The 26,086-nt window shown below is 61.8% G+C and carries 21 protein-coding genes and 2 tRNA genes; 7 read left to right on the top strand and 16 right to left on the bottom strand.

Features of this window, described 5'->3' with window-relative positions; all coding sequences use genetic code 11:
• The first annotated feature begins 251 nt into the window (after positions 1 to 251).
• The 6 genes from panB (at position 252) to RIN61_RS07855 (ending at position 9,864) form a co-directional block, all read left to right on the top strand.
• A complete protein-coding gene (gene panB / locus RIN61_RS07830) occupies positions 252 to 1,052 on the top strand; it encodes a 3-methyl-2-oxobutanoate hydroxymethyltransferase (protein WP_112250035.1) in 801 nt (266 codons plus the stop codon).
• Complete coding sequence (panC, locus tag RIN61_RS07835) at positions 1,049 to 1,912, top strand: pantoate--beta-alanine ligase (RefSeq protein WP_112250033.1); 864 nt, start codon at positions 1,049 to 1,051, stop codon at positions 1,910 to 1,912. Before panB ends, panC begins: the two co-directional genes overlap by 4 nt.
• A 227-nt stretch (positions 1,913 to 2,139) precedes the next feature.
• Positions 2,140 to 3,804 (top strand): glucose-6-phosphate isomerase, encoded by a 1,665-nt coding sequence (gene pgi / locus RIN61_RS07840; RefSeq protein WP_112250031.1) that lies wholly within the window; start codon positions 2,140 to 2,142, stop codon positions 3,802 to 3,804.
• Positions 3,805 to 4,002: 198 nt separating this feature from the next.
• Positions 4,003 to 5,937 carry an acetate--CoA ligase gene (gene acs, locus RIN61_RS07845; protein WP_112250029.1) on the top strand — a complete coding sequence of 645 codons (1,935 nt, stop codon included), beginning with the start codon at positions 4,003 to 4,005 and terminating at the stop codon, positions 5,935 to 5,937.
• Between the two features lie 42 nt (positions 5,938 to 5,979).
• Entirely contained in the window at positions 5,980 to 6,849 is an 870-nt protein-coding gene (locus RIN61_RS07850) for an oxygenase MpaB family protein (protein WP_112250027.1), read from the top strand.
• Between the two features lie 78 nt (positions 6,850 to 6,927).
• Positions 6,928 to 9,864 carry a DUF748 domain-containing protein gene (locus tag RIN61_RS07855; RefSeq protein ID WP_215520447.1) on the top strand — a complete coding sequence of 979 codons (2,937 nt, stop codon included), beginning with the start codon at positions 6,928 to 6,930 and terminating at the stop codon, positions 9,862 to 9,864.
• Between the two features lie 121 nt (positions 9,865 to 9,985).
• On the opposite strand, the gene RIN61_RS07860 is transcribed toward RIN61_RS07855, so the two are convergent.
• Entirely contained in the window at positions 9,986 to 10,399 is a 414-nt protein-coding gene (locus RIN61_RS07860; protein WP_112250023.1) for a VOC family protein, read from the bottom strand.
• A 60-nt stretch (positions 10,400 to 10,459) separates the two neighbouring features.
• Here RIN61_RS07860 and RIN61_RS07865 point away from each other — a divergent pair, with 60 nt between their 5' ends.
• A complete protein-coding gene (locus RIN61_RS07865; protein WP_207877288.1) occupies positions 10,460 to 10,762 on the top strand; it encodes a heme-binding protein in 303 nt (100 codons plus the stop codon).
• Positions 10,763 to 10,841: 79 nt separating this feature from the next.
• Here RIN61_RS07865 and RIN61_RS07870 read toward each other — a convergent pair whose 3' ends face one another.
• The 15 genes from RIN61_RS07870 to ftsH all read right to left on the bottom strand — a co-directional run bounded on the left by RIN61_RS07870 (position 10,842) and on the right by ftsH (position 25,989).
• Complete coding sequence (locus RIN61_RS07870) at positions 10,842 to 11,192, bottom strand: BON domain-containing protein (RefSeq protein WP_025340697.1); 351 nt, start codon at positions 11,190 to 11,192, stop codon at positions 10,842 to 10,844.
• A 274-nt stretch (positions 11,193 to 11,466) separates the two neighbouring features.
• Positions 11,467 to 13,572: a polyribonucleotide nucleotidyltransferase gene (pnp, locus tag RIN61_RS07875; protein WP_215520448.1), complete on the bottom strand. Its 2,106-nt coding sequence runs from the start codon at positions 13,570 to 13,572 to the stop codon at positions 11,467 to 11,469.
• Positions 13,573 to 13,822: 250 nt separating this feature from the next.
• Entirely contained in the window at positions 13,823 to 14,092 is a 270-nt protein-coding gene (rpsO, locus tag RIN61_RS07880) for a 30S ribosomal protein S15 (protein WP_003249971.1), read from the bottom strand.
• A gap of 147 nt (positions 14,093 to 14,239) precedes the next feature.
• A complete protein-coding gene (truB, locus tag RIN61_RS07885) occupies positions 14,240 to 15,157 on the bottom strand; it encodes a tRNA pseudouridine(55) synthase TruB (RefSeq protein WP_013974284.1) in 918 nt (305 codons plus the stop codon).
• Positions 15,158 to 15,160: 3 nt separating this feature from the next.
• The gene (gene rbfA, locus RIN61_RS07890; protein ID WP_025340699.1) at positions 15,161 to 15,559 is read right to left on the bottom strand and encodes a 30S ribosome-binding factor RbfA; all 399 of its coding nucleotides are present in this window, start codon (positions 15,557 to 15,559) and stop codon (positions 15,161 to 15,163) included.
• A 117-nt stretch (positions 15,560 to 15,676) separates the two neighbouring features.
• Positions 15,677 to 18,205: a translation initiation factor IF-2 gene (infB, locus tag RIN61_RS07895; protein WP_112250015.1), complete on the bottom strand. Its 2,529-nt coding sequence runs from the start codon at positions 18,203 to 18,205 to the stop codon at positions 15,677 to 15,679.
• Positions 18,206 to 18,232: 27 nt separating this feature from the next.
• Entirely contained in the window at positions 18,233 to 19,714 is a 1,482-nt protein-coding gene (gene nusA / locus RIN61_RS07900) for a transcription termination factor NusA (protein ID WP_009685349.1), read from the bottom strand.
• A gap of 59 nt (positions 19,715 to 19,773) precedes the next feature.
• Positions 19,774 to 20,232: a ribosome maturation factor RimP gene (rimP, locus tag RIN61_RS07905; protein ID WP_003249960.1), complete on the bottom strand. Its 459-nt coding sequence runs from the start codon at positions 20,230 to 20,232 to the stop codon at positions 19,774 to 19,776.
• A 130-nt stretch (positions 20,233 to 20,362) separates the two neighbouring features.
• A tRNA-Met gene (locus RIN61_RS07910) sits at positions 20,363 to 20,439 on the bottom strand.
• A gap of 100 nt (positions 20,440 to 20,539) precedes the next feature.
• Positions 20,540 to 20,625 (bottom strand) — tRNA-Leu (locus RIN61_RS07915).
• An 18-nt stretch (positions 20,626 to 20,643) separates the two neighbouring features.
• The gene (gene secG, locus RIN61_RS07920; RefSeq protein WP_112250014.1) at positions 20,644 to 21,042 is read right to left on the bottom strand and encodes a preprotein translocase subunit SecG; all 399 of its coding nucleotides are present in this window, start codon (positions 21,040 to 21,042) and stop codon (positions 20,644 to 20,646) included.
• Between the two features lie 4 nt (positions 21,043 to 21,046).
• On the bottom strand, positions 21,047 to 21,802 hold the full coding sequence (tpiA, locus tag RIN61_RS07925; protein WP_112250013.1) for a triose-phosphate isomerase: 756 nt from the start codon (positions 21,800 to 21,802) through the stop codon (positions 21,047 to 21,049).
• 65 nt (positions 21,803 to 21,867) lie between these two features.
• A complete protein-coding gene (gene glmM, locus RIN61_RS07930; RefSeq protein WP_215520449.1) occupies positions 21,868 to 23,208 on the bottom strand; it encodes a phosphoglucosamine mutase in 1,341 nt (446 codons plus the stop codon).
• Positions 23,209 to 23,224: 16 nt separating this feature from the next.
• Positions 23,225 to 24,076 (bottom strand): dihydropteroate synthase, encoded by an 852-nt coding sequence (gene folP, locus RIN61_RS07935; protein ID WP_112250011.1) that lies wholly within the window; start codon positions 24,074 to 24,076, stop codon positions 23,225 to 23,227.
• 8 nt (positions 24,077 to 24,084) lie between these two features.
• A complete protein-coding gene (gene ftsH, locus RIN61_RS07940) occupies positions 24,085 to 25,989 on the bottom strand; it encodes an ATP-dependent zinc metalloprotease FtsH (RefSeq protein ID WP_112250010.1) in 1,905 nt (634 codons plus the stop codon).
• Positions 25,990 to 26,086: the final 97 nt, after the last annotated feature.

Below are 26,086 nucleotides of genomic sequence, written 5' to 3' on the forward strand. Positions count from 1 at the left end.
CAGCCTTGCGCACTGGCGCGGTAACGCCAGTAACACCCTGATCGTAACAATGCGGTAACAGGGTCATTGACTTCCCCCACCTCGCTCACGACTATAGGCGTCCCGTGTGGCACCAAAGTGCCGCATACCCGTATTTAGGCCCGGACGGACCTGTGCCCGAACATCACGCGCGATGATGTGCCGCTCCGGAAGATGACTACACGCGTTGAATGCAGTCGTTTCTTACAGCGCCTGAACGAGGAATTTCCTACATGCCTGAAGTAACCCTGACCACCCTCAATGGCCTCAAGGCCAAGGGTGAAAAAATCACCATGCTGACCTGCTACGACGCGACCTTCGCCAAGGCCGCCAGCCAGGCCGGTGTCGAAGTGTTGCTGGTGGGCGACTCGCTGGGCATGGTCCTGCAAGGCCACGACAGCACACTGCCGGTAACCACCGCGGACATGGCTTACCATACGGCCAGCGTCAAACGTGGCAACGACGGCGCGCTGATCCTCGCCGACCTGCCGTTCATGGCGCATGCCACCCCGGAGCAGGCCTTCGCCAACAGCGCCACACTGATGCAGGCCGGCGCCCACATGATCAAGATCGAAGGCGCTGCCTGGCTGGCCGAGACCATCCGCCTGCTGGCCGAGCGTGGTGTGCCGGTATGCGCGCACATGGGCCTGACCCCGCAAACTGTCAACGTGCTGGGCGGCTACAAGGTCCAGGGCCGCCAGGAAGCCCAGGCCCGGCAGATGCGCGCCGACGCCATCACCCTGGAACAGGCCGGTGCGGCAATGCTGCTGCTCGAGTGCGTGCCCAGCGAACTGGCCGCGGAAATCACCAATGCCGTGGGCATCCCGGTGATCGGTATTGGGGCGGGAAGTGCTACCGACGGCCAAGTTCTGGTGCTGCATGACATGCTCGGGCTGTCGTTGAGCGGTCGGGTACCGAAGTTCGTGAAGAACTTCATGGCTGGCCAACCAGACATCCAGAGCGCCCTCACCGCCTACGTCCAGGCAGTCAAGGCAGTCACTTTCCCGGCGAGTGAACACGGATTCAACGCATGAACACAGTCAAGACCGTCCGCGAACTGCGCGCCGCAGTCGCCCGAGCCCGCGGTGAAGGCAAGCGCATCGGCTTCGTGCCGACCATGGGCAACCTGCACAGCGGCCATGCCGCCCTGGTGACCAAGGCTACGCAGCGCGCCGATTTCGTGGTCGCCAGCATCTTCGTCAACCCGCTGCAGTTCGGCGTCAACGAAGACCTCGACAAGTACCCGCGCACCCTGGTCGCCGACCAGGAGCGCCTGCTCCAGGCAGGCTGCAATCTGCTGTTCGCGCCCAGCGTCGAAGAGATGTACCCCGACGGCATGAACGTGCAAACCCGGGTCAGCGTACCCCATCTTTCCGAAGGCCTGTGCGGCGCCAGCCGGCCCGGGCATTTCGAAGGCGTGGCCACCGTGGTCAACAAGCTGTTCAACATGGTCCAGCCTGACCTTGCCGTGTTCGGCGAAAAGGACTTCCAGCAGCTGGCGGTAATTCGCGCCATGGTGCGCGACCTGAACATGCCAATCCAGATCATCGGCGAACCCACCGTGCGGGCCGAGGATGGCCTGGCGCTGTCGTCGCGCAATGGTTACCTCACGCCTGAGCAACGTGCTGCGGCGCCAGCGTTGTATCGCACGCTGCAGCATATCGCTGCTGGCATCGGCCGTGGCCAACGGGACTTTGCCGCGCTGGTTGCCGAAGGCCAGGCGCAGTTGACCGCCGCTGGTTTCCGCCCGGATTACCTGGAAGTGCGTCATGCCGTGAGCCTGCGCCCGGCAGTGATCGATGATCGAGACCTAGTGGTTTTAGCGGCGGCTTACCTGGGTAACACACGGTTGATCGACAACCTGTACCTGCATGTGGAAGAGAAGACCGCGTAATGGCCGGGGCTGCTTTGCAGCCCATTCGCAGCACAAGGCTGCTCCTACAGAGGAATACTATCTCCTGCAGGAGCAGCCTTGTGCTGCGAATGGGGCGCAAAGCGCCCCCCAAAATCCCCGCCATACCCATTCCCTGCAAGTGGCCTTTGCCTATAATGGTGCCAGCCTGAACCCGGCAATGAGTGCCGTGTCCAAGGTCTCACCACGCACCAAGGGAACCCCGCGCAATGGCGTATTACCGTACACCCCACGATGTCACGGCCCTGCCCGCCTGGCAGGCGCTCCAGCAACACCGCGACGCCATGCAAGGCTTCAGCATGCGCGAAGCGTTCGCCGCCGATGCCAAGCGCTTCGACCAGTTCTCCCTGAGCTCCTGTGGCCTGTTCCTCGACTATTCGAAAAACCTGATCACTGAACAAAGCCGCGACCTGCTGGTGAACCTGGCCAACGAAGTGGGCTTGCAGGACGCCATCAAGTCGATGTTCGCCGGCGAAATCATCAACGCCTCCGAAGGCCGCCCGGTGCTGCACACCGCCCTGCGCCGGCCGGTAGGCGACAAGCTCAGCGTCAACGGCGTGAACGTCATGCCGGAAGTACACAAGGTGCTCAACCAGATCACCGAACTGGTCGGCCGTATCCACGACGGACTGTGGCGCGGCTACAGCGAAAAACCGATCACCGATGTGGTCAACATCGGTATCGGTGGCTCGTTCCTCGGCCCCGAGCTGGTCTCCGAGGCGCTGCTGCCCTATGCCCAGCGCGGTGTGCGCTGCCACTACCTGGCGAACATCGACGGCAGTGAGTTCCACGAGCTGTCAGCCAACCTGCGCGCCGAAACCACGCTGTTCATCGTCTCGTCGAAATCGTTCAACACCCTCGAGACCCTGAAGAATGCCATGGCCGCGCGTACCTGGTACCTGGCCCAAGGCGGCTCGGAAGCCGAGCTGTACCGCCACTTCATCGCCGTTTCCAGCAACAAGGCCGCCGCCGTGGCCTTCGGCATCCGCGAAGAAAACATCTTCCCGATGTGGGACTGGGTAGGCGGGCGTTACTCGCTGTGGTCGGCCATCGGCCTGCCGATCGCCCTGGCCATCGGTACCGCCAACTTCAAGGAACTGCTGTCCGGCGCCTACACCATGGACCAGCACTTCCAGACCGCGCCGTTCGAAAAGAACATGCCGGTGCTGCTGGCCCTGCTGGGCGTGTGGTACGGCAACTTCTGGGGCGCCAGCAGCCACGCGATCCTGCCGTACGACCACTACCTGCGCAACATTACCAAGCACCTGCAACAGCTGGACATGGAGTCCAACGGCAAGAGCGTGCTGCAGGACGGCACCCCGGTGAAAACCGACACCGGCCCGGTGATCTGGGGCGGCGTCGGCTGCAACGGCCAGCATGCCTACCACCAGCTACTGCACCAGGGCACCCAGCTGATTCCGGCCGACTTCATCGTGCCGGTGGTGAGCTTCAACCCGGTGGCTGACCATCATCAGTGGCTGTACGCCAACTGCCTGTCGCAGAGCCAGGCGCTGATGCTGGGCAAAACCCGCGAAGAAGCCGAAGCAGAGCTGCGTGGGAAAGGCCTGAACGAAGCGGACATCGAGAAGCTGGCACCGCACAAGGTGATCCCGGGCAACCGCCCGAGCAACACCCTGGTGGTGGAGCGCATCAGCCCGCGCCGCCTGGGCGCGCTGGTGGCGATGTACGAGCACAAGGTCTTCGTACAGAGCGTGATCTGGGGCATCAACGCCTTCGACCAGTGGGGCGTGGAGCTGGGCAAGGAGCTGGGCAAGGGCGTTTACCAACGCCTGGTCGGCAGCCTGGAAGACAGCGCCGAAGACGGCTCCACCCAAGGCCTGATCAACTACTTCCGCGGCCGTCACCGCGGGTAACCTGAAACCTGCACCAGCCTCTTCGCGGGTAAACCCGCTCCCACAGGGATCGCACAGTTCTTGAGAGCTGTACAGTACCTGTGGGAGCGGGTTTACCCGCGAAGGGGCCGGTACAGGTTGAACACCTCTCCCAGCTACACTGTCCTATCGAATAGCCGTTGCAGTCCATCGCCCCTTACAAGAGCAGGACCACCCGCCATGTTCGATATCCGCAACTACCCCCAGGCCCTGGCCGTCAGCCAGTCCGCCGCCCTCACCCCCGACGAGTACCGCCGCCTCTACCGCCAGTCGGTGGATGACCCCGACACCTTCTGGGCCGAACAGGCCAAGCGCCTGGACTGGATCAAGCCTTGGTCGAGCGTGCAGCAATGCGACCTGAAGACCGGCAACGCCCGCTGGTTCGACGGCGCCCAGCTCAACGTCAGCTACAACTGCATCGACCGCCACCTGGCCCGACGCGGCGAACAGACCGCCCTGCTGTGGGAAGGCGATGATCCCAAGGACTCCAAGGCCATCTCCTACCGCGAACTGCACCGTCAGGTCTGCCGCCTGGCCAATGCACTGAAAGCACGCGGGGTGAAGAAAGGCGACCGGGTGTGCATCTACATGCCGATGATCCCCGAGGCCGCCTTCGCCATGCTTGCCTGCACCCGCATCGGTGCCATTCACTCGGTGGTGTTCGGCGGCTTTTCGCCCGACGCCCTGCGCGACCGTATCCTCGATGCCGACTGCCGCACGGTGATCACCGCCGATGAAGGCGTGCGCGGCGGCAAACGTATCCCGCTGAAACAGAACGTCGACAAGGCCCTGGCCAGCTGCCCTGCGGTCAGCAGCGTATTCGTGGTGCGCCGCACCGGCGGCGAGGTCACCTGGGCCGAAGACCGTGACCTCTGGTACCACGAGGCGACGGAAAAGGCCGGCGACGACTGCGTTCCCGAGCCGATGGGCGCCGAAGACCCGCTGTTCATCCTCTATACCTCCGGCAGCACAGGCAAACCCAAGGGCGTGCTGCACACCACCGGCGGCTACCTGCTACAGGCCACCCTCACTTTCAAGGTGGTGTTCGACTACCGTGACGGCGAGGTGTTCTGGTGCACCGCCGATGTCGGCTGGGTCACCGGCCACAGCTACATTGTCTACGGCCCGCTGGCCAATGGCGCGATCTCGCTGATGTTCGAAGGCGTGCCCAACTACCCGGACACCTCACGTTTCTGGCAGGTGGTGGACAAGCACCAGGTAAACATCTTCTACACCGCCCCAACCGCCCTGCGCGCGCTGATGCGCGAAGGCTCCGCGCCACTGCAGAGCACTTCACGCCAGAGCCTGCGCCTGCTGGGCAGCGTCGGCGAGCCGATCAACCCCGAAGCCTGGGAGTGGTATTTCGAGGAAGTCGGGCAAAAGCGCTGCCCCATCGTCGATACCTGGTGGCAGACCGAAACCGGCGGCATCATGCTCACCCCGCTGCCCGGCTCGCAGTCGCTCAAGCCCGGCTGTGCCACCCAGCCCATGTTCGGCGTGCAACCCGTGCTGCTGGACGAAAAGGGCAAACTCATCGAAGGCCCCGGCGCCGGCCTCCTGGCGATCAAGGCCAGTTGGCCAGGGCAGATCCGCAGCGTCTACGGCGACCATCAGCGCATGGTCGACACCTATTTCAAACCGATGCCCGGCTATTACTTCACCGGCGACGGCGCCCGCCGCGACGCCGATGGCGACTACTGGATCACCGGGCGTATCGACGACGTGATCAACGTTTCCGGCCACCGCATCGGTACCGCCGAAGTGGAAAGCGCGCTGGTACTGCATGACAGTGTCGCCGAAGCGGCGGTGGTCGGTTACCCCCACGACCTCAAGGGCCAAGGCGTTTACGCCTTCGTCACGCCCATGAATGGCGTAACGCCGGACGACGCGCTCAAAGCCGAGTTGCTGGCCCTGGTCAGCAAGGAAATCGGCAGTTTCGCCAAGCCCGAGCTGATCCAGTGGGCCCCGGCATTGCCCAAGACACGCTCAGGCAAGATCATGCGGCGTATACTGCGCAAGATCGCCTGCAACGAGCTGGACAACCTGGGCGATACCTCGACCCTGGCCGACCCCAGCGTGGTGCAGGGCCTGATCGACAAACGCCTCAACCAGTAACCGGCGGCTGCTGTTCATGGCCGCCCTGAACCACAGGTCGCCATGGAAGCCCTTCGCCGCCGCATCGAAACCCAGGTCATGAGCCTTACCGGGCTGGCCCTCGGCCAGCTCGACCTGGAGTCGCCCAAGGGCGACCCGGGCCTGTTCGGCCCGCACAGCATCAGCTGGCGGGTACATGGCGACTTCCCGAGCATGCTGGTCGGCGGCATCAGTGCCCTCATGCTGCAGTTGCTGCACCCGCTGGCCCTGGCCGGGGTGTGGGACCATTCCAACTTCCGTGAAGACTTGCTCGGCCGCCTGCGCCGTACCAGCCAATTCATCTCCGGCACCACCTTCGGCGCCACCCGCGATGCCGAGTGGCTGATCGACAAGGTGCGCACCATCCACCTGCAGGTGACCGGCACCGCGCCGGATGGCCGCCCGTATGCGGCCAGCGACCCGGACCTGCTGACCTGGGTGCATGTGGCGGAAGTCAGCAGCTTCCTCGCCGCCCACCTGCGTTACCGCAACCCGCAGCTTGCGCGCGCCGAGCAGGATGCCTACTACGCAGAAATCGCATTGATTGCCGAGCGCCTTGGCGCCCGCGACGTGCCGCGCTCATGCCAGCAGGTCGAGGACTTCCTGCAGCGCATGCGCCCACAGTTGCACTGCGACGCACGCAGCCATGAGGTGGTCGGCATCCTGCTCGATGCCCCCGCTCCCAGCCGCCTGGCACAGCCGGTGGGCAAGCTGATGCTGCATGCCGGTATCGACCTGCTGCCGGGCTGGGCCCAGGCCATGCTTGGGCTACAGCACGGCCCGTTGCAGCGGCGCATGATCCGCCTGGGCCTGCAACGCACCGCGCCAGTACTGCGCTGGGCGATGCGTGACGGCTCGGCGCACCGTGCCAAACGGCGCATGGGCATCGAATGAAGTCGAATGGTCGCCTCAGCGGAACTGATTTAACGTGCCATACTCCAAGCTCTCCTGCTTAGACAGACGAAGCGACACATGTACAAAGGATTGACTCGCGCCGCTGGCGCACTGCTGGCCTTGGTAGCCCTCTACAGCCTTCTCGGCTTTCTCGTTCTTCCCGGTGTCGCGCTGCGCATCGCCAATCAGCAGTTGGCCCAGTACGCAACCGTACCTGCCCACCTCGAACGGATCGAGCTCAACCCCTTCAGCCTCGAGCTGACGCTGTGGGGCCTGCAGATCGGCGAGCCGGGCAAGGAGCAGGTCGGCTTCGATCGGCTTTACGCCAACCTCTCGCTCGACAGCCTGTGGAGCGGCGCCTTGCACCTGGACGCTGTGGAACTGGTCAAGCCACGCAACGAAGTGCTGTTCGCCAAGGACGGTACTCTCAACCTGACCCGCCTGTTCAAGCTGCCAGCCAGCGAAGCCAAGCCTGACGAGCCGCCCAGCGACCCGTTCCCGCTACGCATCGGCAGCATCAAGCTCAGCGACGGCTATCTGCACTTCGAGGACCTGCGCCCGAGCGAGCCGATCGAGTTCCTCTACGACAACATGAACCTGGAGTTGAAGAACCTCAGCACCCTGCCCAACGACAATGCCGACATGGCCCTGGTGGCCATCGGCCCCAACGGCGGGCGCATCGACTGGAAAGGCACGCTGAGCCTGGCGCCGATCGCCTCTGAAGGCACACTGAAAATCACCGAAGGCAGGATGAAGGCATTCTGGCCCTACGTGCGCGATGCGGTACCACTGGTGCTGGAAGACGGCGTGGTCAGCCTTGACACTCATTACAAGCTCAACCTCGCCAAGCAGACCGAGCTACTGCTGGACAACGCGTCGGTGCGCATTGCACCGTTCGCCATCAAGGCCCCGGATGGCCGCCCGCTGGCGCGCCTGGCCAGCCTGGAAGTGAGCGAAACCTCGGTCGACCTGGTCAAGCAGCTGGTCACCGTGGGCAAGATCCGTAGCGAAAAACTTGAAACCTGGGCCGCGCTGGAAAAGGACGGCCAACTCGACTGGCAGAAGCTGTTCGCCAGCCAGCCGGCCAAGGCCACGCCGAAGGAAAAGGCCGAACCAGCCACCGCCGAGCCCACGCCAGAACAGCAAGCCGTCAAGGAGCCGAGCAAACCTTGGCAGGTACTGCTCAAGGATGTGCAGCTGCGTAACTACCTGGTGCACCTGGCAGACCGTACCCAGAAGGAGCCAGTGGCCCTCGATGTCGGCCCGCTCAATGCCGACCTGCAAGGTTTCGACAGCCTCAACAAGTCGCCCTTCACCCTCAAGCTCGATACTGGCGTGGGCAAGCAAGGCAAACTGCAGGCTGCCGGCCAGGTCAACCTGGCGCCCATCTGGGCCAAGCTGGACGTAAGCAGCCGCGACATCGACCTGCGGGTGGCCCAGGCCTATATCAGCCCGTTCATCCTGCTGGAGCTGCGCAGCGGCATGCTCGCCAGCGATCTCAAGGTCGATCTGAAGAACACCGCACCGCTGGCCTTCAGCGTCACCGGCAAGGCCCAGGTCAGCCAGCTGCACACCCTCGACACCATCAAGAGCCGCGACTTCGTCAAATGGCAGCAGGTGAACGTCGACGGCCTGTCCTACGTTCACGGCGATGCGCTGTCGATCGACAAGGTGACACTGCTGCAACCCTATGCACGCTTCATCATCAACGAAGACCGCACCACCAACATCAATGACCTGCTGATCCCGCAGCCGGCCGACGCCCCGGCGAGCAGCCAGGCGAAGCCGACCGCGGCCAGCAATGACAAGCCGCTGGGTATCCACATCGGCCAGATCGACATCAACGACGGCTCGGCCAACTTCGCCGACCTGTCCCTCACACCCAACTTCGCCACCGCCATCCAGCAGCTCAACGGCCGGGTCGGCACCATCGACAACCGCAAGCCGGTGCCGGCCAAGGTCGACGTCAAGGGCAAGGTCGACCGCTATGCGCCGGTCACCATCAAAGGCGCCCTGAACCCGTTCAATCCGCTGGCCAGCCTGGATATCGCCACCAGCTTCAAGCGGGTCGAGCTGACCACGCTCACCCCCTACTCTGGCAAGTTCGCCGGCTTCCGTATCCGCAAGGGCCGGCTCAACCTCGACCTGCACTACCTGATCACCAATGGCCAGCTGAAGGCCGAGAACAAGGTAGTGGTAGAGCAGTTGCAGTTGGGCGAGAAGGTCGACAGCCCGGACGCAGTAGACCTGCCGATCCGCCTGGCGGTGGCGCTGCTGAAGGATACCGAAGGCAAGATCTCGATCGAGCTGCCGGTGTCGGGCGACCTCAACAACCCGCAGTTCAGCGTGATGCCGATCGTCTGGCAAACCCTGCGCAATCTGGTGTTGCGTGCGGCGCAGGCACCGTTCAAGTTCATTGGCGGGCTGGTTGCCGGCGGTGGCTCGGAAGACCTGGGCAATGTGTCCTTCGCCCCGGGCTCCAGCGAGCTCAATGGCGACGCCCAGGCATCGCTGGACAAGCTGGCGTCGGCCTTGAAGGAACGCCCGGAACTGCGCCTGGAAATCGAAGGCACCAGCGCCCAGGCCAGCGACGGCCCATTGATCGCCCAGCAGCGCCTGGAGCGTGAGTACCAGGCCACCTGGTACAAGATCCTGCAGCGTCGCGGCGACAAAGTACCGGCCAATGCGTCGATGCTGGTGGTCGACGACAGCGACAAACCGGCGATGCTCGAAGGCATCTACCGTAACCGCCTGAAACAGCAACCGCCTGCCGAGTGGGAGCAACTGGGCCGCGACGAGCGCACCGCCAAGCTGCGCGAGGCGGTGATCAAGTCCTGGGCCGAAAGTACCGCGCTGCTGCGTACACTTGGCCAGGAGCGGGCCAGCAGCATCAAGGATTACCTGGTCGACAAGGGCCAGCTGGAAGATGACCGGGTGTACTTCATCGATACCAGCCTGGGCCAGGCCGAGAGCGATGGGCGGGTGGTGACGCCGATGCATCTGGATGCTGAGTAACTTCTACTAGCAGGTCTGGCCCCTTCGCGGGCTTGCCCGCTCCCACAGGGATCGCGCACTGCTCAAGGTTTGTGCAGTACCTGTGGGAGCGGGTTTACCCGCGAAGAGGCCGGTACAGGCTTCACACCAACCGCTGCCCCGACACCGCCGGGTGATAAAGCGGCTGCACCTTGTTCCCTGCCGGGTCCAGCAGGTGGAAGCTGCGCGCCCCGTCACCATGATTGAACGGCCGATCCAGCAAAGTCACGCCATGGGCCTTGAAGTACTGGTACCAAGCCTCCAGCTCCTCCACGCTATCGACGATGAACCCATAATGGTCCAGGGTCTGCAAACCATTGGCCGCCCCGGCCCCGCGCCCCAACGACAGGTTGTCGTTACCGCAGGTCAGGTACACCAGGTCTTCATTGGCGCGGTTCAGCACTTCCATGCCCAGCACATCGACGTAGAAGCGCTCGCACTCTTCCAGGTTCGGTACCAGCAAGGCGATATGGCGCAGGCCGTTCAGGCGACCAGGGCGGACAGGCAATTCGGACATTGGCGAAGCTCCATTTTTGTATACAATTCATAATCGAATTTAAAACAAAAGGAGCGACTTGTGTATAGCCTGTTCATCAAGACTCGGGTGAAGCCCGGCTGCGCAGAGGACTTTCTGAATGCGATCAAGGTCAATGCGGCAGCTTCCGTCGCCACCGAACCTGGCTGCCTGGTGTTCGATGTGTCGCAAGATCGCGTCGACCCGGATGTGATCTACCTGTACGAGATCTACCGCGACGACGCGGCGTATGAAGTGCATACCCAAACCGCGCACTTTCGCGATAGCCGACCATTGGTCGAGCCGCTGATAGCCGAGCAGGAATGCTTCGAAAGTGATGTGGTTGCGCGTAATCCGGTGTACTAGGCGCACAATGAAAAGCCCCGGCAATAAGCCGGGGCCTGGAGCAAAGGTGGCCAAATCCGTTTGGCCGACGGGACATTCCTTACTCGGCTTTCAGGCCGTCGGACATGACGCTCTTGACGCCTTTGATGTTCTTGGTAATGCGAACGGCTTCTTCTTTCTGGGACTGAGTCACTGCCACGTCAGACGACAGCGAGACGACGCCCTGGCTGGTCTCGACTTTGATGTCGCTGCCTGGAATACCTTTTTCAGTCAGCAGGTCCGCTTTCACCTTGGTGGTGATCCAGGTGTCGGAACCTTCCTGCTTGGCGTTGTCGACGGTGTTCGCGGCCAACATGACTGGAGCCTGGGTTGGCTCTGCAGCGAACGCGCCGTTGGCCATGGTCAGGGTCAGAGCGGTAGCAGTAGCGGCAGCAATGGCGAACTTCTTCATGTGAGTCACTCCTGTTTATCGAAAGGTCTGCGCCGTATGTCCTGGCGTCAGGTATCAGGATAGTTGCATGCGCTGTGCCAGCTTTGCCGTTTCGCTTGTTTCCTTTTAAATCAAGGGGTTAGCAAAACATCCATCCTGGCGGCGTCGTGCATTCTGCAATCTGCACGATAAACCTGCATGCAAGATGCAAGTCCGCAAAAGGTTCCGTACCGGCATAAAAAAAGGGCCCCTTGCGGGGCCCTTCTTTCTACTGCGAGCTACTGCGAGGCAATTCTCAGACGCCCGAAGCCTTGGCTGCGGCAACATCCTTGATCGACAGCTTGATACGGCCGCGGTTGTCCACGTCCAGTACCAGTACTTCAACTTCCTGGCCTTCTTTCAGGATGTCGGTGACTTTCTCGACGCGAGCATCGCTCAGCATGGAAATGTGCACCAGGCCGTCCTTGCCAGGCAGGATGTTGACGAAGGCACCGAAGTCGACGATGCGCTCGACCTTGCCGACGTAGATCTTGCCGATCTCGGCCTCGGCGGTGATGCCCAGGATGCGCTGCTTGGCAGCATCTGCCGCTTCCTTGGTTTCGCCGAAGATCTTGATCGAGCCGTCGTCTTCGATGTCGATCGAAGCCTTGGTCTCTTCGCAGATGGCGCGAATGGTGGCGCCGCCTTTACCGATGACGTCACGGATCTTGTCCGTATCGATCTTCATGGCGATCATGGTCGGGGCGTTGGCCGACAGCTCGCTACGCGACTGGGCGATGATCTGGTTCATCTGGCCGAGGATGTTCAGGCGCGCTTCCAGGGCCTGGCCCAGGGCGATTTCCATGATCTCTTCGGTGATGCCGTTGATCTTGATGTCCATCTGCAGCGCGGTAACACCCTTGGCGGTACCGGCTACCTTGAAGTCCATGTCGCCCAGGTGGTCTTCGTCACCCAGGATGTCGGTCAGGACGGCAAACTTGTCACCTTCCTTGACCAGGCCCATGGCGATACCGGCAACCGGTGCCTTCATCGGCACACCAGCGTCCATCAGCGCCAGGGAAGCACCGCAGACCGAAGCCATGGAGCTGGAACCGTTGGATTCGGTGATTTCCGAAACCACGCGGATGGTGTACGGGAATTCGCTGTCGCTCGGCAGCATGGCCTGCACGCCACGACGGGCCAGGCGACCGTGGCCGATTTCACGACGGCCGGCACCGCCCATGCGGCCGCACTCACCCACCGAGAATGGCGGGAAGTTGTAGTGCAGCATGAACGGGTCTTTCTTCTCGCCTTCCAGGGTGTCCAGCAGCTGGGCGTCACGGGCGGTACCCAGGGTCGCGACGACCAGGGCCTGGGTCTCGCCACGGGTGAACAGCGCCGAACCGTGAGTCTTCGGCAGTACGCCGACTTCGATGTTCAGCGGGCGCACGGTGCGGGTGTCACGGCCGTCGATACGCGGCTTGCCGTTGACGATGTTCTCGCGGACGGTGCGGTATTCCAGCTCGCCGAAGATTTCCTTGATGGCGCTGGCGGACGGGCCGGTCTCTTCGTTGCTCAGACGGGCAATGGCCTCGTCACGCAGCTGGCCCAGGCGGTTGTAGCGGTCAGCCTTCTGGGTGATGGTGTAGGCCTGCGAAACGGCTTCGCCGAACTCGCCACGGACCAGGTTCATCAGCTCGACGTTGGCCGGGGCTGGCTGCCAGTCCCAGGTCGGCTTGGCGGCTTCGGCGGCCAGTTCCTTGACGGCCTGGATCACGGCCTGGAATTCCACGTGGGCGAACAGCACGGCGCCCAGCATCTGGTCTTCGGTCAGCTCTTTGGCTTCCGATTCAACCATCAGTACAGCCGATTCGGTACCGGCAACGACCATGTCCAGGCTCGAAGCAGCCAGTTGCTCGTAGGTCGGGTTCAGCAGGTAGCCGGTGCTTTCGTGGAAGGCAACGCGGGCGGCGCCGATCGGGCCTTCGAACGGAATGCCGGAAATGGCCAGGGCAGCCGAGGTACCGATCATCGCAGCGATGTCCGGGTCGGTCTTCTTGCTGGTGGAAACCACGGTGCAGACGACCTGCACTTCGTTCATGAAGCCTTCCGGGAACAGCGGACGGATCGGACGGTCGATCAGGCGCGAGGTCAGCGTCTCTTTCTCGGAAGGACGGCCTTCACGCTTGAAGAAGCCACCCGGGATCTTGCCGGCGGCGTAGGTCTTTTCCTGATAGTGAACCGACAGCGGGAAGAAACCCTTGCCTGGATCAGCCTGTTTGGCACCTACCACAGTCACCAGCACGGTGACGTCGTTGTCGACGGTAACCAGCACGGCGCCGGTTGCCTGACGGGCAATACGGCCCGTTTCGAGAGTAACGGTCGATTGACCGAACTGGAAAGTCTTGATTACCGGGTTCACGGTTTCCTACCTTTTTTCAGTGGCTCTGGGGGAACTGGTTTCTTGCGAATTCTTGGGCAGAACAGGGAATCGGCCCCGTTGACCGTCCAGATACAACACGAGGCTGGGAGCCTGGCACCAAGCGGAAAATCCGCTCAGCATTGCCAGGCTGCCAACCTCGGAGATACACGTGGCGTGTCCAACGACAGCGCTGCAGAACAGCCCTGCCGAAGCTTGCGACACGCCATGCACACCACTGGCCAGGCCGCTATTAGCGACGCAGACCCAGGCGACCGATCAGGGCGCTGTAACGAGTGGTGTCTTTGCCCTTCAGGTAATCCAGCAGCTTACGACGCTGGTTGACCATACGGATCAGACCACGACGGGAGTGGTGGTCTTTGTCGTTGGCCTTGAAGTGGCCTTGCAGCTTGTTGATGTTGGCGGTCAGCAGAGCAACCTGCACTTCCGGGCTACCGGTATCGCCGGCGGCTTGCTGGTATTCGGCAACGATCTGAGCTTTTTCTTCAACGCTGAGGGCCATTTGGCTTCTCCTGATAACGGATCCCGCATGCGGGGTCCAATAGGCCAGGGACAAATCCCTGTATTAATAAAAAAGGTGTGACCGTGCCTACTGACAGCCACCCTTGATGCCGTGGGGTTCGGCAACTGCCTGGCCCCGCGGTTTCGGTCATTCCGACCGAATCAGCCGACGCGGCGCAATGCGCCCGTCTTCGCTCACTTCACCGATACCGATGAAGCGTGCATTGTGATCCTGTACCCGGACCATGCCAAATTGTGGCGCGTCCGGCGCGCGTACCGCCTGCCCATGCAGCCAGTAGAACGCACTGTGCTCGGACAGGCACACCAACGGCCAGTCCTGCAGGCCGCTGTCCGAGGGCATCAGGAAGCGGTCGAGCGCTTCGTTACCGCCTTCGGCGTGGGCCTGTTCAAGTTCCTCGAGGGTGACCGTCTGTGCCAGCGCGAAGGGCCCGGCCTGGGTCCTGCGCAGCTCGGCGACATAGGCGCCGCAGCCAAGGGCCTCGCCGATATCCTCCACCAGGGTGCGGATATAGGTGCCTTTGCTGCATCCTACGCTCAACCGTGCACGGGTGCCTTCGCACTCGAGCAACTCCAAGCGGCCAATAGTAACAGAACGCGCCTCGCGCTCCACTACCTCTCCTGCACGTGCCAGCTTGTACAGCGGCTGGCCGTCACGCTTGAGCGCCGAGTACATCGGCGGTATCTGGCTGATCTGGCCACGAAAACGCGGCAACAGGGCCTCGATGTCGGCGCGACCAACGGTCACCTCGCGGGTCTGCAGCACCTCACCTTCGGCATCGCCGGTGTTGGTAGTCTGCCCCATCTGCATGACTGTTTCGTAGCCCTTGTCCGAATCGAGCAGGTACTGCGAAAACTTGGTCGCTTCGCCAAAGCACAGCGGCAGCACGCCGGTTGCCAGCGGGTCGAGGCTGCCGGTGTGGCCGGCCTTTTCCGCATTGAGCAGCCAGCGCACCTTTTGCAGCGCGGCGTTGGAGGTGAAGCCCAGCGGCTTGTCGAGCAGGATGATGCCGCTGACGTTGCGGCGGATACGTTTGACCTGAGCCACCGCTTACTCCTCGGCGTCCGGCTTGTCGGCATCCTTGTGCAGGCGGTCTTCGGCCACTGCACGCTCGATCAGTGCCGACAGGTGTACACCGCGGCTGACACTTTCATCGAAGTGGAAGTGCAGTTGCGGCACGCTGCGCAGCTGCATCGAGCGCCCCAGGTGCAAACGCAGGAAGCTTGCAGCGCTGTTCAGCGCCTTCAGCGACTGCTGGACGGCGTCCGGGGTTTCCTCGCCCATGACGGTGATGAACACCTTGGCATGGCCCAGGTCACGGCTGACGTCGACGGCAGTGATGGTAACCAGACCGACACGCGGGTCTTTGACTTCGCGACGGATCAGCTCGGCCAGCTCGCGCTGCATCTGATCGCCGATACGTTGGGTACGGCTATATTCTTTGGCCATTCTTGCTACCTGTAACTTAAAGCGGCAAACGCCCGGACAGACCAATGGCCTGACCGGGCGCTACCTGAAGAGGTACCGCAAGCCGCCCTGCAGCGGGCGCTTGCGGCTCGCTCGCCCTTAAAGGGTACGAGCCACCTGGACTTTCTCGAAGACTTCGATCTTGTCGCCGACCTTGACGTCGTTGTAGCTCTTCACGCCGATACCGCACTCCATGCCGTTACGCACTTCGGAGGCATCGTCCTTGAAGCGACGCAGCGATTCCAGCTCGCCTTCGAAGATCACAACGTCTTCGCGCAGTACGCGGATCGGACGGTTGCGGTACACGGTACCCTCGATGACCATACAGCCAGCGATGGCGCCGAACTTCGGCGAACGGAACACGTCACGGACTTCGGCAACACCCAGGATGTTCTCGCGAACATCGCTGCCGAGCATGCCGGTCAGGGCCTTCTTGACGTCTTCGATGATGTCGTAGATCACGTTGTAGTAACGCATATCCAGACCTTCCTGCTCGACGATCTTGCGCGCGCCGGCATCGGCACGCACGTTGAAGCCGAACAGTACTGCATTCGAAGCCAGCGCCAGGTTGGCGTCGCTTTCGGTGATACCACCGACGCCGCCACCGATCACGCGCACCTGAACTTCGTCGTTGCCCAGGCCCGACAGCGAACCCTGCAGTGCTTCCAGGGAACCACGCACGTCGGTCTTGAGGACGATGTTGAGGGTCTTCTTCTCTTCCTGACCCATGGTCTCGAAGATGTTTTCCAGCTTGCCGGCGTGAGCGCGGGCCAGCTTGACCTCGCGGTACTTGCCTTGACGGAACATGGCAACTTCGCGGGCCTTCTTCTCGTCGGCAACCACGGACAGCTCGTCACCGGCTTCCGGGGTACCGTCCAGGCCGAGGATTTCGACCGGGATCGACGGGCCGGCTTCCTTCACAGGCTTGCCGTTCTCGTCGAGCATGGCGCGCACGCGGCCATAGTTGGAACCGCACAGGACCATGTCGCCCTGACGCAGGGTACCGTCCTGAACCAGGATGGTCGCCACCGGGCCACGGCCCTTGTCCAGGCGCGATTCGACAACCACACCACGACCCGGAGCGGTCGGGGTAGCGGTCAGTTCGAGAATCTCGGCCTGCAGCAGGACAGCTTCGAGCAGCTCGTCGACGCCGGTACCCATCTTCGCCGAAACCTTGACGAACGGAGTATCACCACCCCAATCCTCGGAGGTCACGCCTTCGACGGCCAGCTCGTTGCGGATGCGGTCGAGGTCGGCACCCGGCTTGTCGATCTTGTTCACCGCGACCACCAGCGGAACGCCAGCTGCCTTGGCATGCTGAACGGCTTCGCGGGTCTGCGGCATCACGCCGTCGTCCGCCGCCACCACCAGGATGACGATGTCGGTGGCCTTGGCACCACGGGCACGCATTGCGGTGAACGCAGCGTGGCCAGGGGTGTCGAGGAAGGTGACCATGCCGCGGTCGGTTTCCACGTGGTAAGCACCGATGTGCTGGGTGATACCACCGGCTTCGCCAGCGGCAACCTTGGCACGACGGATGTAGTCGAGCAGCGAGGTCTTACCGTGGTCAACGTGACCCATGACGGTAACGACCGGCGCACGCGATTCGACTTCACCTTCGAACTTCAGCGATTCGGCCAGGGAGTCTTCCAGGGCGGTATCGCTGACCAGCGTCACCTTGTGGCCCAGTTCTTCTGCGACCAGCTGAGCGGTTTCCTGGTCGAGCACCTGGTTGATGGTGACCGGGGTACCCAGCTTGAACATGAACTTGACCACTTCGGCGGCCTTGACCGACATCTGCTGGGCCAGTTCCGAGACGGTGATGGTCTCACCGATGGTCACGTCACGAATGACTGGACCGGTCGGGTTCTGGAAGCCATGCTGGTTGCGCTTCTTCAGCTTGCTCTTGCCACCGCGGCCACGGCGTACGCCATCGCTTTCTTCATCGGTGGTGCGCGGCGCGGCACGAGGAGTCGGAGCCTTTTCCTTCTCCTTGACCTTGACCTTGATCGACACGCGCGGAGCCTCGCCACGGCGACGGTCTTCGTCACGGGTGCGACCTTCGTTGCGACGGGCTTCGTCCTTCTTGCGCTCGGCAGCACGGGCTGCGGCGTCTTCGGACGCCGGAGCGTCGGCAACTACCGGGGCCGGGGCAGCAGCAGGTGCCGCCTCAGGCTTGGCGGCAGGCGCAGGGGCGGCAGCCGGGGCTTCGGCGGCCTGACGGCGAGCCTGCTCCTCGTTGCGCTGGCGAACTTCAGCGTCGACCTTGTCGCGAGCGGCGTTTTCAGCCGCGCGGCGCTCTTCCAGCTCACGCTTCTGCTCAGCCTGGATTTCTTCCGGGCTGCGCTGCACGAATACTTTCTTCTTGCGTACTTCTACGCTGATGCTCTTGCTACCGGCGACACGCAGGGTGCTGGTGGTTTTGCGCTGCAAGGTAATCTTGCGCGGTTCTTCCGCCTTGCTCTTGTGGCTGCTCTTCAAATGAGTCAGCAGGGTCTGCTTCTCATTGTCGGTCACTACCTGACCGGCGTCGGTGTGCGGCAGACCTGCCTCACGCATCTGCTGCAGCAGGCGCTCTACCGGTGCCTCGACCTCTTGGGCCAGTTCTTTCACCGTGACTTGCGTCATGCACTTCTCTCCTCAGGCCGCGCCTAATTACTCGAACCAGTGGGCTCGGGCGGCCATGATCAACTTGCCGGCACGCTCTTCGTCGATGCCGTCGATGTCGAGCAGATCGTCGATCGACTGCTCGGCCAGGTCTTCGCGGTTAACCACGCCGCGCACCGCCAGTTCAGCCGCCAGGTCCTTGTCCATGCCCTCGAGGGAGAGCAGGTCTTCGGCCGGGTGGGCGTCTGCCAGTTTTTCTTCGGTAGCGATGGCCTTGGTCAACAAACGGTCCTTGGCTCGAGCGCGGAGCTCATTGACGATATCCTCGTCAAAGCCATCGATGTTGAGCATTTCTTCCAACGGTACGTAGGCAATTTCTTCGAGGCTGGTGAAGCCTTCGTCGACCAGCACTTGGGCCAGCTCCTCGTCGACTTCCAGTTCATCGATGAAATTGCGCAGGATGTCACCGGTTTCGGCCTGTTGCTTGGCCTGGATGTCCTTCTCGGTCATCACGTTCAGGGTCCAGCCGGTCAGCTGACTGGCCAGTCGAACGTTCTGACCGCCACGGCCAATGGCCTGGGCCAGGTTGTCCTCGGCGACGGCGATGTCCATGGCATGGGCATCTTCATCAACGATGATCGCCGCGACTTCAGCCGGCGACATGGCGTTGATGACGAACTGCGCCGGGTTATCGTCCCACAGGACGATATCCACACGCTCACCACCCAGCTCCCCGGATACGGCCTGGACGCGCGAACCACGCATGCCGATGCAGGCACCTTGCGGGTCGATACGCTTGTCCTTGGAGCGGACGGCGATCTTGGCTCGCGAACCCGGATCACGGGAAGCGGCCATGACTTCGATCAGGCCCTCGGCAATTTCCGGCACTTCGATGCGGAAAAGCTCGATCAGCATCTGCGGCGCGGTGCGCGACAGAATCAGCTGTGGGCCACGGTTTTCAGTGCGAATTTCCTTCAGCAGCGCACGCAGGCGCACGCCGACACGGAAGGTTTCGCGCGGAATGATGTCTTCGCGGGCCAGCAAGGCCTCGGCGTTGTTGCCCAGGTCAACGATGACGTTGTCGCGGGTAACCTTTTTCACGGTACCGGAAATGATCTCGCCGACGCGTTCGCGGTAGGCATCGACCACCTGGGCACGCTCGGCCTCACGGACCTTCTGCACGATGACCTGCTTGGCGGTCTGGGCGGCGATACGTCCGAACTCGATGGACTCGATCTTCTCTTCGATCACGTCACCTACCTTGGCTTCAGGGTGGGTGTCCTTGATCTTGTCGAGCCAGGTCTCGATCGCCGGATCATCAAGATCGGCTTCATCGACCACGGTCCAGCGACGGAAGGTCTCGTAGCTACCGGTGTGGCGGTTGATTTCCACACGCAGGTCGACTTCGTCTTCAAAACGTTTTTTGGTTGCAGTGGCCAGAGCCACTTCCAGCGCTTCGAAAATGACGCCGGGCGGTACACCTTTTTCGTTGGATACCGATTCAACAACCAGCAGTACTTCTTTGCTCATCGTACGCCTCGCCTTGCGCAAGCCATTGGGCCCGGATAGTCCGCCGGGCCCGGCACGTCTCAGTCAAAACTGGGAATAATATTGGCCTTGTCGATCGAGTCGATCGGCAACAGGAACTCTTGATTGTCCACCTGGACCACCACATCCTGCTCCTCCACACCGCGGAGAAGGCCCTGGAAGTTACGACGACCCTCGAAGGGTGAGCGCAGCTTGATCTTCACTTGTTCGCCGGCATGCGAGGCAAACTGTTCCAGAGTGAACAGTGGGCGATCCATGCCTGGAGAAGACACCTCGAGGGTGTACTCACTGCTGATCGGATCTTCCACATCGAGGATTGCGCTGGCCTGACGGCTGACCGCTTCGCAGTCGTCCACCAAGATGCCGCCTTCCTTGTCGATGTAGATGCGCAGTACCGAATGCTTACCCTGGGAAACGTATTCGATCCCCCAGCACTGATAGCCCAGACCCTCGACAACCGGGGCCAACAAGGCCTGCAACTGTTCTAGCTTGCTCGACACCTGAACCCCCTCGTGCATGCTGTGCAAATAAAAAATGGGCGAAGCGCCCATCCCTGAAAGCGCCGTTGGACAACGACGCCGAAAACTGTTCGGTTAGCAAAAAGCCCCTGAAAAGGGGCTCCGCTGAAGCTGGTTGCGGGGGCTGGATTTGAACCAACGACCTTCGGGTTATGAGCCCGACGAGCTACCAAGCTGCTCCACCCCGCGACAAAGCTGGGGCAAAAGTATAAGACCGAACCCTCACGAGGGTCAAATCCGAACCTTCACCTGCAAGAAAGCCCGCTAAAGCGGGCTCTCAAGCTTTAATTGGTACCGAGAAGGGGACTCGAACCCCTACACCCTATGGGCACAACCACCTCAAGGTTGCGTGTCTACCAATTCCACCACCTCGGCAATACTACTTGAAACCCGTTACTTCTGCTCTTGTGCCGGAGGAGGTACATCACCCGCATTCGGAGTGGTTTCGCTCTTCTGCTGCTGGAGCACCGGTACATCATCATTAACTGCCGGTTTCTGCGGCTCTTTCACTTCTAGCACTGCTGGATCTGGAAGACCTGCTTGGCTAAGCTGGTGAGCTTGTTGCTTCGCGAAGTATCCTAACCCAAGTGCTGTCAAAAAGAAAGTGGCAGCGAGTATAGCAGTTAATTTACTCAGGAACGTTGCAGAGCCCTGGCTCCCGAACACGGTATTTGAAGCACCCGCGCCGAAAGATGCACCTGCTTCCGCACCTTTACCCTGTTGCAACAGAACCAGCACTACAAGCGACAGCGCTGCCAACAGATGAAAAACAACGATGACTGTTTCCAGCATTTGTTCAGTTTCCTGCGGCGCGACAAATTGCACCGAATTCGTCTGCGTTCAGGGAAGCCCCACCAATGAGCCCCCCATCGATATCCGGCATGCCGAACAGTTCGGCCGCATTGGCCGCCTTCACGCTGCCGCCGTAGAGCAACTGCACCTTCGCAGCCACTTCAGCATCTTCTGCCGCCAGCTGGCTGCGGATGGCTGCATGCACATCCTGAGCCTGCTGTGGCGTGGCCGTAAGGCCAGTGCCGATGGCCCATACAGGCTCATAGGCAATTACTGCATTGGCAAAAGCCTTAACACCGAATGCTTCGATGATACTGCTTAGTTGACGCCCGACAACTTCGAGCGTTTTGCCGGCCTCGCGCTCTTCCAGGGTTTCCCCTATGCAAAGCACTGGCTTCAAACCTTTGGCCTGGGCCGCTGCAAACTTTCGATTAAGCACTTCGTCGGTTTCACCAATGATCTGGCGACGCTCCGAATGACCAATCAACACCAACTTGCAACCTGCTTCAACCAGCTGTTCCGGAGCAACTTCTCCGGTCAGCGCACCCTGTTCGGGTAGTACTGCAGAATTCTGTGCGCCGACAGTAATTTCCTTACCTGCCAGGCCATCGATCACTTGATTGATGAACAAGGCTGGTGGAAACACAGCGACTTCCACTCCGCTCGGCAAGGCCAGATTTCTCAAGCCTTCGGTAAGCTCAGCGACGCTAGCGCGGGTACCGTGCATCTTCCAGTTACCAGCTACCATAGGGCGACGCATGCTTTACCTCGTCGGTCAAAGTGGGCGCAGATAGTACCCAACCCTATCTGCGCTGGCAAGCGCCATCAGACACAAACTTCGCCAACCAGTTTGGCCAACGCTTCTGCGTGCATGCGCACCTGGCTTTCGTCCTCGCCCTCGACCATCACACGCACCAACGGCTCGGTACCGGATTTGCGCAGCAGCACGCGACCGCGGCCGGCCAAGGCATCAGTCACCTTGGCACTGGCGTCCTTGACCGCCGGGTGCTCCAGCGGGTCGACCTTGCTGGCGCCATAGCGCACGTTGATCAGCACCTGCGGGCACTTGCGCAGGGCCTGACGGGCCTGCGCCAGGGTTTCGCCACGACGCTTGAGCGCCATCAGCACCTGCAGCGCAGCGATGATTGCGTCACCCGTGGTGGTGTGGTTGCAGCACACGACGTGACCGGAGTTTTCACCACCGACCAGCCATTCACGCTCCTGCAGCTCTGCCATGACGTAACGGTCACCGACCTTGGCCCGCACGAACGGAATATCCAGGTCCTTCAGCGCAAGCTCCAGGCCCAGGTTGCTCATCAGCGTGCCCACTACCCCACCCTGCAGCTTGCCCCGCTCCTGGAGGTCGCGAGCGATGATGAACAGCAGCTCGTCACCATCGACGATGGCGCCGGTATGGTCGACCATCAGCACGCGGTCGCCGTCACCGTCGAAGGCGATACCCAGATCGGCATGGCCGACCAGCACGGCAGCCTGCAACGATTCGATGTGAGTCGAGCCGCAGCCTTCGTTGATGTTCAGCCCGTCGGGCTGGGCGTGCAGCACGGTCACGTCGGCACCCAGCTCGCGGAACACGCTTGGCGCGACCTTGTAGGTGGCACCGTGGGCGCAATCGACAACCAGCTTGAGGCCGTCGAAGCTGGTGCTGCTCGGCACGCTGCTCTTGCAGAACTCGATATAGCGGCCGGCGGCATCATTGATGCGCGAAACCTTGCCCAGCTTGCCCGACTCGACGACGGTCATCGGCTGGTCGAGCAATTCCTCGATCATCAGCTCGACTTCGTCCGGCAGCTTGGTCCCCTGGCCCGAGAAGAACTTGATGCCGTTGTCATCGTGCGGGTTGTGCGAGGCGCTGATGACAATGCCGGCTTCGGCGTGGAAGGTACGCGTCAGGTAGGCGATGGCCGGCGTAGGCATCGGCCCGAGCAGCATTACGTCGGCGCCTGCCGCGGACAGGCCGGCTTCGAGTGCGGACTCGAACATGTAGCCGGAGATACGCGTGTCCTTGCCAACCAGCACCCGGCAGTGGCCCTGCTTGCGGAAGGCCATGCCGGCCGCCCAGCCAAGCTTCAGCATGAAGTCCGGCGTGATCGGGTATTCGCCGACGCGGCCACGAATGCCGTCGGTACCAAAGTATTTTCTGCTCATAGGGACTCCAATGTTCTTATTCGGCGCTTTGCACCGCAGCGATCATGCGCACCACATCAACGGTTTCGGCCACGTCATGGACACGAAGAATGCTCGCCCCCTTGGTCATGGCCAACGCCGCCAGCGCAAGGCTGCCGTACAACCGCTCGCCGACCGGACGTTCCAGCGTCAGGCCGATCATGCTCTTGCGTGAAACACCCACCAGCAGCGGGCGCCCAAGGCGATAGAGCGCTTCCATGTGCTTGAACAGGCTCAGGTTGTGCGCCAGTGTCTTGGCGAAACCGAAGCCCGGATCAAGGATGATTCTGTTTTCATCGATGCCAGCCGCAACACAGGCCGCCATTCGCTGTTCAAGATAACGCGTAACGTCGGCGGTCACATCTTCGTAATGTGGGTCGTCCTGCATGTTACCCGGCTCGCCACGCATGTGCATGAGGCACACCGGCAAGCCGGTATCCGCGGCGGCATCCAGGGCCCCATCGCGCTCCAGCGCACGCACGTCGTTGATCAGCCCTGCACCGAGGCGCGCCGCTTCACGCATGACCGCTGGCGTGGAGGTATCGACGGAGATGACCACATCGAGGCGGCTGTTGATAGCCTCGACCATGGGGGCCACCCGCTCCAGCTCCTCGGTCACCGATACCGCGCGCGCACCCGGCCGCGTGGACTCGCCGCCGATGTCGACAAGCGTGGCGCCTGCGGCAACCATCGCTTCGGCATGACGCAGCGCCTCGTCGCGCTGATTGAAGCGCCCGCCATCGGAGAAGGAATCAGGGGTGATGTTGAGAATACCCATGACATGGGTACGCGACAAATCAAGAACCCGGTTGCCGCAAGGCAACCGGGTCGGGTACTGCACTGAGCTCATAGATGCCCTTAGTGTTGAGCCGCTGGACCGCCGATCGGCGATTCCGGGCGATCACCCTGGGCAGCAGGCTTGCCCGAAGCCGAGTCATCATCCCAGTCGCGCGGTTCGCGGGGGGTACGGCCGGCCATGATATCGTCAATCTGCTCGGCGTCGATGGTCTCGTACTTCATCAGCGCTTCGGCCATGGCATCGAGCTTGTCACGGTTATCGGTGAGCAGCTGCTTGGCTGTGGCGTAGCACTGGTCGATGATGCTGCGCACTTCCGAGTCGATCAGCTTGGCGGTTTCGCCGGAAACGCTGGCGTGCTGGCTGGCAGCACTGCGGCCCAGGAACACCTCGCCTTCTTCCTCGGCGTACATCAGCGGGCCGAGTTTTTCCGAAAGGCCCCACTTGGTCACCATGTTTCGGGCGATCTGGCTGGCACGCATGATGTCGTTGGATGCACCGGTAGTGACGCCGTCGAAGCCCAGAGTCATCTCCTCGGCGATACGACCACCGTACAGCGAGCAGATCTGGCTGATCAGTGCGCGCTTGGACAGGCTGTAGCGGTCTTCTTCCGGCAGGAACATGGTCACGCCCAAGGCACGGCCACGCGGAATGATCGAAACCTTGTAGACCGGATCGTGCTCTGGCACCAGGCGGCCGACGATGGCGTGGCCAGCTTCGTGATAAGCGGTGTTCTGCTTTTCTTTCTCGGACATGACCATGGTCTTGCGCTCGGCACCCATCATGATCTTGTCCTTGGCCAGTTCGAACTCTTTCATTTCGACCAGGCGTTTGTTGGAGCGCGCAGCAAACAGCGAGGCTTCGTTGACCAGGTTGGCCAGGTCGGCACCGGAGAAACCGGGGGTACCACGGGCGATGACCGCCGGGTTGACGTTCTCGCCGACCGGCACCTTGCGCATGTGCACCTTGAGAATCTGTTCGCGACCACGAATGTCCGGCAGGCCGACCACCACCTGGCGGTCGAAGCGGCCGGGACGCAGCAGCGCCGGGTCGAGTACGTCCGGACGGTTGGTAGCGGCGATGACGATGATGCCGTCATTCATCTCGAAGCCATCCATCTCCACCAGCAACTGGTTGAGGGTTTGCTCACGTTCGTCGTGACCACCGCCCATGCCGGCACCACGATGGCGACCAACGGCGTCGATCTCGTCGATGAAGATGATGCACGGGGCGTGCTTCTTGGCCTGTTCGAACATGTCGCGCACACGGCTGGCACCGACACCGACGAACATTTCCACGAAGTCCGAGCCGGAAATGGTGAAGAACGGCACTTTCGCCTCACCGGCGATGGCCTTGGCCAGCAGGGTCTTACCGGTACCAGGCGGGCCGACCATCAGCACGCCACGCGGGATACGACCACCCAGGCGCTGGAACTTGCCCGGATCGCGCAGGAACTCGACCAGCTCGCCAACCTCTTCCTTGGCCTCGTCGCAACCGGCGACGTCAGCCAGGGTGGTCTTGACCTGGTCTTCGGACAGCAGGCGCGCCTTGCTCTTGCCGAAACTCATCGGCCCGCCCTTGCCGCCTGCCCCGCCCTGCATCTGGCGCATGAAGAACATGAACACGGCGATGATCACCAGGATCGGGAAGCTCGCGACTAGCAGCTGGGTCCAGATGCTCTGCTGCTCAGGCTGCTTGCCCTCGATGATGACGTGGTTGTCGACCAGGTCACCGATCAGGCCATTGTCGGTAATGGCCGGGCGCACGGTCTTGAAGTTGTCGCCATCGGCACGCTTGCCGGTAATGATGTAGCCGTCGACGGTGACACGCTCGACCTTGCCATCCTTGACCTGCTGGATGAAGTCGGAATAGTTGAGGGTCTGCGGCTCGTTAGGGCTGGAGAAGTTGTTCATCACCGTCACCAAGACAGCTGCGATGATCAACCACAGGATCAGATTCTTTGCCATGTCGTTCAATTCGCTACCCTCTGAGGTCGGCGCACGACGCAGCCGTTCCTCGCATGATATTCATCGCCCTAACTTACTACATTACCTACGCAGCCGC

This window comes from Pseudomonas inefficax (assembly GCF_032164165.1).
Lineage (GTDB): Bacteria > Pseudomonadota > Gammaproteobacteria > Pseudomonadales > Pseudomonadaceae > Aquipseudomonas > Aquipseudomonas inefficax.